The organism is uncultured Adlercreutzia sp. (genome assembly GCA_910585575.1).
Classification (GTDB): domain Bacteria; phylum Actinomycetota; class Coriobacteriia; order Coriobacteriales; family Eggerthellaceae; genus Adlercreutzia.
In genome coordinates this window covers 1-5,926 of record CAJUFS010000105.1, presented here as the reverse complement: position 1 = coordinate 5,926, position 5,926 = coordinate 1, and the positions used below count along the sequence as shown (strand labels likewise).

The window sequence follows — 5,926 nt, the reverse complement described above, 5'->3', positions numbered from 1 at the left end:
CGTTGTTTATTTGCGAATCAAGGAGGATACCCATGCCGAAGATCACCCGTGATCAGGTGCGCGTTCCCGCCGACGTCATGCCCGATATGCGTGACGAGTACATCTCCAACTACATGAAGGCCACCCGCGAGACGGGCCGCCTCATGCTGTTCGCCTGCGATCAGAAGATCGAGCACCTAAACAAGGACTTCTACGGCGAGGGCATCGACATCGCCGATTTGGACCCCGAGCATCTGTTCAAGATCGGCTCTGAGGGCGTGTGCGGCGTGCTCGCCGGCCAGCGCGGTCTGGTGGCCCAGTACGCGGCCGACTATCCGGAGATCAACTACCTGGTGAAGATGAACTCCAAGACCAACATCGTGGGCACCAAGCAGGAGGATCCCTATTCCCCGCAGCTCTACGATTTCGACGCCATCCTGGCCATGAAGGAAGCCGGCGTGAACATCGTGGGCCTTGGCTACACCATCTACCTGGGCTCTGAATACGAGGCCACCATGATGGCCGAGGCCGGCGAGCTTATCGCCCAGGCCCATGCCAACGGCATGATCGTCGTGCTGTGGATCTACCCCCGCGGCAAGGCCGTTACCGCCGAGAAGGACCCGGACCTCATCGCCGGTGCCGCCGGTGTGGCCCTGTGCCTCGGTGCCGACTTCGTGAAGGTGAACCCGCCGAAGCCCGAGGACGGCCGTTCCGCTGCCGAGGCCCTGAAGGTGGCCTCCACCGCCGCCGGCCGCTGCGGCCTGGTGTGCGCCGGTGGTTCCACGGTGGACGCCGAGACGTTCCTGTCCCAGCTGTACGATCAGATTCACGTGGGCGGTGCCGACGGCAACGCCACGGGTCGCAACATCCATCAGCGCTCCCTGGACGAGGCCGTGCGTCTGACCAAGGCCATTTCCGCCATCACCCTGGCCGACTGGTCCGTGGCCGACGCCCTCGCCGTGTTCAACGGCGAGAAGGACTTCACCCTGGCCGACATCTAAGGTTTTGCCGAACACTACTTGTGAAGAGGGGCTGCTGCGGCGGCCCCTCTTGTTGTGTTGAGTGCCAGGTTCGCTCGACTCCGCGTTCCCTCTGGGACAGTGCTCTCGACCGCTTTTTCTGCGATGTGCAGGGCGCGGGGCGGTCCATCCCTTACAATCGGGACGGAAAGAAAGGAACTGCATGAGCGCCATCGATAGACTTGCCTTTAAAGTGACTCGTCCCTATCGCGAGGAAGACCTGCCTGTTATCACCCAGATCTGGAACGAGGTGGTGGAAGCGGGAAACGCCTTTCCCCAGACGGAGCTGCTGACGCCCGAGGAGGCGCGGGAGTTTTTCGCTGGTCAATCGCGCACGACGGTGGCGACGCTGGGCGGCAAGGTCATGGGGCTTTACATTCTGCATCCTAACAACGTGGGGCGCTGCGGGCACATTGCCAACGCCAGCTATGCCGTGGCGCGAGATGCGCGTGGTAGCGGCATCGGCCAGCTGCTGGTGGAGGATTCGCTGCGCCAGGCCGGGCGCCTGGGTTTTCGCGGCCTGCAGTTCAACGCCGTGGTGGCCAGCAACCAGGCGGCCATTTCGCTCTACGAGAAGCTGGGCTTCCAGAAGGTGGGCACCATTATCGGCGGCTTTCGCAACAAGAATGACGTCTACGAGGACATGCACGTCTTCTTCCACGAGACCCACGACGACCGCGTCTAGACGACCGGTGCGACCGAGCATTGGTCGCCGCCAAGCGGTAGGGCTGCGGTTCCCGTCTCCTTCGCAGGCATGGGCCCTGATTGAGGCCTGCTCCTTCCCCTCAAATGAAAACGGCTCCCTTTCGGGAGCCGTTGTGCGTTTCATGGTGCCCGGGGCGGGATTTGAACCCGCACACCTTGCGGCATCGGTTTTTGAGACCGACGTGTCTGCCGTTCCACCACCCGGGCGCGTTTTAGCAGTATAACGGAACCGACCGCATCCGTCGAGGTGAAATTAGGCTAAGCCGCACCACAGCAGGATCTTCGGGACATAGCCCATGATGAAGATGATGATGATCAGTGCCGGCAGGCCGAAGGTGAGCCAGCCGCGGGCCCAGCGGGGGAACTTCACGCCCGTGCCCGTGTCGGCCTCGGCCAGGAAGTTGTTCCAGCCCCAACCCTTGCGCGACACGCAGAACACCACGTACAGCAGGCTGCCCAGCGGCAGCAGATTATTGGACACAATGAAGTCCTCGATGCTCTGGATGTCGCCGATGCCGGGAATGGTGATGCCGGCCAGAACGTTGAAGCCCAGGGCGCAGGGGAGGCTCAGCACCGTGACCAGAGCGCCGGTGCGAATGATGGCCGTGCGGCGCGTGACGTTCCACTTCTCCATGGTGAAGGTGATGAGGTTCTCGAACACGGCAATGATGGTGGACAGGGCGGCAAAGCTCATGAACACGAAGAACAAGGTGCCCCACAGCTGGCCCAGCGGCATTTGCTCGAACACGTTGGGCAGGGTGACGAACACCAGCGACGGGCCCTGGTCGGGGGCCACGGCGAAGGCGAAGCAGGCGGGGAAGATGATAAAGCCGGCCAGGATAGCCACTAGAGTGTCCAGGCCGCAAATGCGCAGGGCCTCGCTGGTCAGCGAGTTCTTCTTGCCAATGCGGCTGCCGAACACCTCCATGGCGGAAATGCCCAAAGACAAGGTGAAGAAGGCCTGGCCCATGGCCGCGTAGACCGCATCCCCGAAGCCGGGCAGGCCGCCGGCGAACATCTTGCCGAAATCGGGCACCAGGTAGAACTCCAGGCCGGCCGCGGCGCCGGGCAGCGTCACCGAGCGAATGACCAGCAGGGCCATCACGCCCAAGAGGCAGATCATCATGACCTTCGTCACGCGCTCGACGCCCTTCTGCAGACCCATGCTGCACACGAAGAAGCCGATGACGATAACTGCCAGCATCCAGCCGATCATCTCGGTGGGATTGCCCAGCATGGTGCCGAACACGCCGGCCACGCCTTCAGGATCAAGGCCCGAGAAAGACCCCGTGGCCATCTTGGCCGTGTAGGCCAGCATCCAGCCGCAGACGGTGGTGTAGAACATCATAAGCAGCATGCAGCCCACGTAGGCCCACCAGCTGAACCAATGCCAGCGACGGGAGGGCTGCAAAATGTCGAAGGCCAGGGCGGCCGAACGCTGGGAGGCGCGGCCCACGGCGAACTCCATGACCATGACGGGAAGACCCAGGATAACCAGGAATATCAGGTACAGCAGGATGAAGGCCGCACCGCCATATTCGCCGGCAATGTAGGGGAAGCGCCAGACGTTTCCCAGGCCGATGGCGCAGCCGGCGCTGATAAGGATGAAGCCCAGGCGCGAGGCAAAGTGCTCGCGGGGGGCAGTGGCGGTAGATTGCTCGGGGGTGGGGATAAGATCGCTGCTTGCCATAGGTGCTCCTGTACGGCGTTTTGAACAATAGTGCACAGGCATTGTACCCGAACCTAAGCAGGTTGATCATGGTATGTGCTCCCGTCAACGGCTTTGTATCTAGAAAGCGGGTGGTCGGGAGGGGGAGGGACTGCTCGGAGATAATAGGGACAGATAACGGGTGCGCAAGGACGGAGGTGCCATGAGAGATATTCTGGACTATCTGGAAACCCAGCTGAGCACCTTTGAGGATGAGCCGCTGAACGAAGTGGACTCGGCCCTGCTGGCGCAGTTCTGCATGACGCGCGGCGAGGTCATTATGCCGGCGGTGACCAGCCCCCGCGAGGAGGCGCGGGCTCGAGCCGAGGCGGCGAGAGCAGGTGCATCCCGGGCGGCAGCCCAGGGCGGCGAAGGGGCATCGGAGCGCGAAAGCGGGGCGGAAGAGGGCGAGGACGGCCCGGAATCCCTTGCGCCCCCTGCGGCAGGGGGAGAGGCGCAGTCGGTGGAGTCGGCGGGCCCCCGTGGGCTCAAGGGCTTCGCCCGACGGGTGCGTCAGGGGCTGCATTGGCGTGGCCGGGGTGCTCGCGACGCGCGGGCTGCGGAGGTCGCTACGGGCGCGCACGATTCCGAGCCCATCCACTTCGCCGATTTGATGCGCGCAGAGCTGTTCGGAGACTTGTTCGCGGGGATGCATGCGGCGCAAATGCGCCAGCAGCTGTTTCTCATGGCGGCCAGCCCGCGCTTTCGTACGATAACCATCCGTGATCATGCGGCTCTCTTCGACGAGCAGCCGCCGATGCAGTTCGCTGCCACCACCTACGTGTATGGCGACCAGTTCGCCTATGTGGGCTTTCGCGGAACCGATACCACCCTGGCCGGATGGCGCGAGGACTTCGACATGGCCTACCAGGTGCCGGTGCCCGCGCAGGATTTGGCGGCGCGCTATTTGGCCGATGTGGCGGCTGACCCGACCGTGCCCGAGCGCCTGTATGTCGGCGGCCATTCCAAAGGCGGCAATTTGGCCGAGTACGCGGCGCTCACGGCAGCGCCCGAGGTGCAGGCGCGTATAGCGCGCGTCTTCAGCCACGACGGGCCGGGCTTTATGGCCGGCACGTTCTCGGCGGCCGATTACGCGCCCTTGCAGGGGCGTCTTGCAAAGACGGTACCGGAAGATTCCATGGTGGGTATCTTGATGGAGTCGTCCATGCCTGTGAGCGTGGTGTGCGCTTCGGGGAAGGGGTTCGAGCAACACACCGTGTTCCGGTGGGAAGTGGCTGACGACAATCGCGGCTTTGTCACGGTGCCGCAGCTGCCTGAAGTCACGCAGCGCCGGGCTGAAGCGCTGAAACTGTGGCTTGCCTCCATGGACGGAGCGCAGCGGGAGCGCATGGTGGATGCCCTGTTCGCGGCTATTCGGGCCGCCGGCGTAACCGATGCTGCCCAGCTGTTCGAGGGCGGCCGCGAAGTGGCGCTGGTGCGGGATGGCATGCTGAAGATGGATGGTGCTGACCGTGCCGTTATGCTGCGCGCCGTAAGCGGTTTAGCGCGGGCATTCCATGAAGTAACGGTGGAGCGCAACGAGGCGCGACGCCAAGAGAGTCGCACGGCGAAGGCGTAAGGCGTCCGATTCGTTGCAGCTACCACGAAGGCCGCCAGAACGGTCAGGTTCTGGCGGCCTTCGAGCTACTAGGGAACCCGCGGAGCTTGCAGGCTTTTCCGTGCTTTTACATCCAATGAACGCGGGTCTCGTCGTAGCGGCTGGGGCCCTTGGGCTCGGGCTCGGAGGCCGGGTGGCCCACGGCTACCAGGGCGAAGGGCTCAAGGGTTTTAGGCATGCCCAAGACCACTTGAACCGCGGTCATGCGGTCGCGCTCGGGGGCGATGCCCAGCCAGCAGGCGCCCAGGCCAAGGGCGGTGGCTTCCAAAAGGATGTTCTCGGTGGCTGCGCTCATATCGAGGGGCGCATCTTGGGGAAAACGCAGATCGGAAGTGCGAGTGCAGACTACCACGACGCAGGGGGCGTGCTTGACGGGAACGGCATAGGGGCTGCACGTGGCCAGGGCCATGCGGGTGGTCTCGTCGCGGACAATGAAGAACTCCCAGGGCTGTTGGTTGCCCGCCGAGGGAGCGGCCATGGCGGCGCGCATAAGCTGCTCGATGGCTTCTATATTGACGGGCTCTTCGGTGAATTGGCGAACACTGCTGCGTTTGAAGATGGGATTCATAAGGCAAGGCTCCTTGGTCGTGCGGGAAAGTCGACGCAAAAAACGAAGGCCCGTTGGTCGTTGGGTCAACGGGCCTTGGAGCCTATGATGGGGCTTGTATACGCGCGCGAAGGGCGCGGGAGCCACCTTGGGCCTGTTTTGGCAAGGAACTGAAAGTCAATAGTGACCTTCCGTCGCGCCCCTTAGTCCCTAGATATCGCGCTGGTACAGGTCGGCGTAGGTCTCGCGACGGGTGACCACGCGGGCTTCGCCGTCCTTCACGAACACCACGGCGGGGCGCGGCTGGCCGTTGTAGTTGCTGGCCATGGTCATGTTGTAGGCGCCGGTGC

General features: G+C 63.4%; 5 protein-coding genes and 1 tRNA gene. 3 read left to right on the top strand and 3 right to left on the bottom strand.

Annotated elements, in window-relative coordinates:
• Positions 1-32 precede the first annotated feature (32 nt).
• A complete protein-coding gene (locus tag QZ307_RS10525) occupies positions 33-980 on the top strand; it encodes an aldolase (protein ID WP_295999652.1) in 948 nt (315 codons plus the stop codon).
• A 181-nt stretch (positions 981-1,161) separates the two neighbouring features.
• On the top strand, positions 1,162-1,683 hold the full coding sequence (locus tag QZ307_RS10520) for a GNAT family N-acetyltransferase (protein WP_295999650.1): 522 nt from the start codon (positions 1,162-1,164) through the stop codon (positions 1,681-1,683).
• Between the two features lie 143 nt (positions 1,684-1,826).
• Here the strand turns inward: QZ307_RS10520 and QZ307_RS10515 are convergent.
• Positions 1,827-1,910, bottom strand: a tRNA-Leu gene (locus QZ307_RS10515).
• Between the two features lie 46 nt (positions 1,911-1,956).
• Positions 1,957-3,393: a sodium-dependent transporter gene (locus QZ307_RS10510; RefSeq protein WP_295999648.1), complete on the bottom strand. Its 1,437-nt coding sequence runs from the start codon at positions 3,391-3,393 to the stop codon at positions 1,957-1,959.
• Between the two features lie 181 nt (positions 3,394-3,574).
• Here QZ307_RS10510 and QZ307_RS10505 point away from each other — a divergent pair, with 181 nt between their 5' ends.
• Complete coding sequence (locus QZ307_RS10505; protein ID WP_295999646.1) at positions 3,575-4,990, top strand: Mbeg1-like protein; 1,416 nt, start codon at positions 3,575-3,577, stop codon at positions 4,988-4,990.
• A 106-nt stretch (positions 4,991-5,096) separates the two neighbouring features.
• On the opposite strand, the gene QZ307_RS10500 is transcribed toward QZ307_RS10505, so the two are convergent.
• A complete protein-coding gene (locus QZ307_RS10500; protein WP_295999644.1) occupies positions 5,097-5,597 on the bottom strand; it encodes a nitroreductase family protein in 501 nt (166 codons plus the stop codon).
• Between the last annotated feature and the right edge of the window lie 329 nt (positions 5,598-5,926).